Origin of the sequence: Phenylobacterium sp. (assembly GCF_031181185.1) — a bacterium.
GTDB lineage: Bacteria > Pseudomonadota > Alphaproteobacteria > Caulobacterales > Caulobacteraceae > Phenylobacterium.
In genome coordinates this window covers 1-2,727 of sequence record NZ_JAPSKZ010000287.1, presented here as the reverse complement: position 1 = coordinate 2,727, position 2,727 = coordinate 1, and the positions used below count along the sequence as shown (strand labels likewise).

Annotated in this window: 2 protein-coding genes and 1 pseudogene; all 3 read left to right on the top strand. The window is 71.4% G+C overall.

The window, feature by feature from the left end:
* Nucleotides 1-280: 280 nt before the first annotated feature.
* Nucleotides 281-1,447, top strand: a complete 1,167-nt coding sequence (locus tag RIF93_RS19940; RefSeq protein ID WP_309093188.1) for a GNAT family N-acetyltransferase — start codon at nt 281-283, stop codon at nt 1,445-1,447.
* A 10-nt stretch (nt 1,448-1,457) separates the two neighbouring features.
* Nucleotides 1,458-2,366 carry a cupin-like domain-containing protein gene (locus tag RIF93_RS19935; RefSeq protein ID WP_309093187.1) on the top strand — a complete coding sequence of 303 codons (909 nt, stop codon included), beginning with the start codon at nt 1,458-1,460 and terminating at the stop codon, nt 2,364-2,366.
* A gap of 137 nt (nt 2,367-2,503) precedes the next feature.
* Nucleotides 2,504-2,727, top strand: a pseudogene (locus tag RIF93_RS19930) (hypothetical protein); the annotation flags it as partial.

Genomic DNA, 2,727 nt, shown 5'->3' with positions numbered 1-2,727 from the left:
CGACGGCGGTCTCGCCGGAGTTGGAGGAGCCCTCGGAGCCTTCGGGCTCCTGGGCGGGACGGGGCGGCTCGCCGTCCCGGGGCGGAAGGCGCTCCTCCTCGTACTCGTTCTGGCGGCCGGGGTCACGGGTGTCGGTCATGGACGGTCTCCTCTACGGCAGGGCCAACGTGCCGGCGCAAGGGCAGGTTTCGTTCACCATGCCGGCTTACCGGGTCGAAAGGCGCCCATGGTTAAGACTGCGGTGAACGGCGGCTCATGCGGGCCGTTCCCGGGAGGCTGCATGACCGGATTGCGGGTCGACATAATCGGGGTGGATACCCTGGGCGAATCCGAATGGGGCGACTGGCGCGCCATGCTGGGCGCCAACCCGGCGCTGGACAGCCCCTATTTCCGGCCGGAATTCACCCAGGTGGCGGCGCGGATCAGTCCGAACGCCGCGGTGGCGGTGTTCTCGCGCGGCGACCGAATCGTCGGCTTCTTCCCGCACCAGAGGCGCGGCGGCGCGCTGCAGCCGCTGGCCGCGCCCATGAACGACTATCACGGGATCGTCGCCCGACCGGGCGAGGCCCCGTCACTCGAGGAAGCCGCCCACGCCCTGGGCGCCGCGCGACTGAACGTCACCGCCTGGGTCGGCGCAACCTGCCCGGACGGCCGGGAGATCGGGGAGCCCCGGCGGACGGTGCAGGTGCGGCTGGGCGAGGACGGCTACGACGGCTGGTATGCGGAGCGCCGCTCCAGCCAGGGCAAGTTCTTCAAGGACAAGGAACGCGCCCGGCGCAGCATGGAGGCGGAACTGGGCCCGCTCAGGGTCGAGCGGGGCCTGCGGGACCCGGCCCTGCTGGCTTGGCTGATCGAACTGAAGCGCAGCCAGTACCGGCGCACCGGCCGCCACGACATCTTCGCCTGCGGCTGGACGGCCGACCTGCTGCACGCCCTGCTGAAGACGGAGCACGAGGGCTTTGGCGCCTCGATGGCCGGGCTGTGGGCGGGCGACCGGTTGGCGGCGCTGGAATACTCGCTGCACGCCGGGGATCAGTACCATTTCTGGTTTCCGGGCTACGAGCCCAGTCTGTCCCGCTGTTCGCCGGGCATCCTGCTGAGCATGGACACGATGCGGCTCGCCTCTGAGCGCGGTTACCGGACGTTCGACTTCGGCTTCGAGGGCGAGCACTACAAGAAATACTTCTGCAACGCCTCCCGCACCGTGCGGGAGGTGCTGGTTCTGCGCCCCGGACTGGGGGCGGCGGTCAGCCAGGCGGCGGTCGGCGCGCTGAACCTCGCCGGTCAGGATCGCGGCGAACGGCTGCGGGCCAGCATCCGGCGGCGGTGGGCGGCGATCGAGGCGTGCGAGACGACTTCCGCGGATCGACTCCGGGGCGCGGCGCAGGCCGCCGGCGCGGCGCTTGCAAGGATGCGGCGGACGACCACCCGAACCGTTCCGGCCTGAGACACCGATCATGACCGTCGCGCGCACCCGCTACGCGGGACCCGTCACCGAAGCCCGCATCCATCCGCACGCCCTCGTCGCGCAGGGGTTCGCCACCGACGAGGCGCTGGCGGCGGTTCTGGACCGGTACCCGGTCGAGCTGTTCGACATCAACCTGTACGACTACGACGCCGCCGGGCAGGTGTCGCTGCGCACGGGGGTGCGGGGCCGCCTGGGCGGGGCCGAACTGCTGGCCGCGATCCAGCAGGGGCGGCTGTGGGTGAACCTTCGGGAGGTCGAGACCGGCTGGCCGGAGCTGTGGGCTGCAGCCATGGCCGAGTTCGACGGCGTGCAGTCGCGCTATCCCGGCCTGCGCGCGGTCCGCCACGCCGGTCAGTTGATCCTGTCGTCGCCGAAGGCGCGGGTGCCGTACCACTTCGACGCCGCGGGCGTGGTGCTGTTTCACCTGCGGGGCCGCAAGCGGGTGTTCGTCTATCCGGGTGACGAGACCCACCTGGCGGAGATCGACATGGAGCAGGTGGTGGCGCGCCAGACCACCGAGGAGCTGCCCTACGACCTCGCCTTCGAGGTCGATGCGCAGGTCATGGACCTGAAGCCGGGGGAGGCCCTGATCTGGCCGCTTTACGCCCCGCACCGCGTCGAGAACCTGGATGCGTTCTGCGTATCCCTGTCGGTGGAGTTCCAGACCTGGCCGTCGCGGTTCCGCAACGGGGCGCTGTTCACCAATGCGGTCTTGCGCGGGGCGGGCGGGCGGCCGCGCTTCACCGACCGCATGTCGACGCCCGAGCTGGCGGCGCGCTGGGCCGCCTCGCTGGCGCTGAAGCGGGCCGGGGTGATGAGGAGCCGCATCGCGGGTCTGCCGCGGGACTTCGAGCCGGACGCCGCGGCGGCCGACGGAGCGCGAGACCTGGTCGCCTGAACGGCTCCGGCTGACGAGGGTCCTCGGGTCGGCGCCGCGGCGCCTTTCCTTACAAGGGCGTCATGACCTCGATTTAAAGTGACTCGCCGCGGCGCGGGCCGCACCTTCCCGGCACATTCCGGAGAGGGAGCCCCGCCATGAAAGCCATTCTTCTGTCCGCCGCCGCCGCCGCGGCCGTCTCGATTGCGGCCGCCGGTCCCGCCCTGGCCCAGAGGGGGCCTGAGGTCGAGATCGAGCACGCCGTGGCTCGGGTGGTGGTCATCGTCGAAGACCGTTCGGACGTCGCCGTGGAGATCGAGCAGGGGTCCTCGCGTCTGCCGGCGCTGCGGGTGACGCGCCGGGGCGGCGACGTGCACATCGA

Coding starts and splice junctions, on each gene's coding strand:
- RIF93_RS19940 (WP_309093188.1), top strand. CDS start 281: ATGACCGGATTGCGGGTCGACATAATCGGGGTGGATACCCTGGGCGAA.
- RIF93_RS19935 (WP_309093187.1), top strand. CDS start 1,458: ATGACCGTCGCGCGCACCCGCTACGCGGGACCCGTCACCGAAGCCCGC.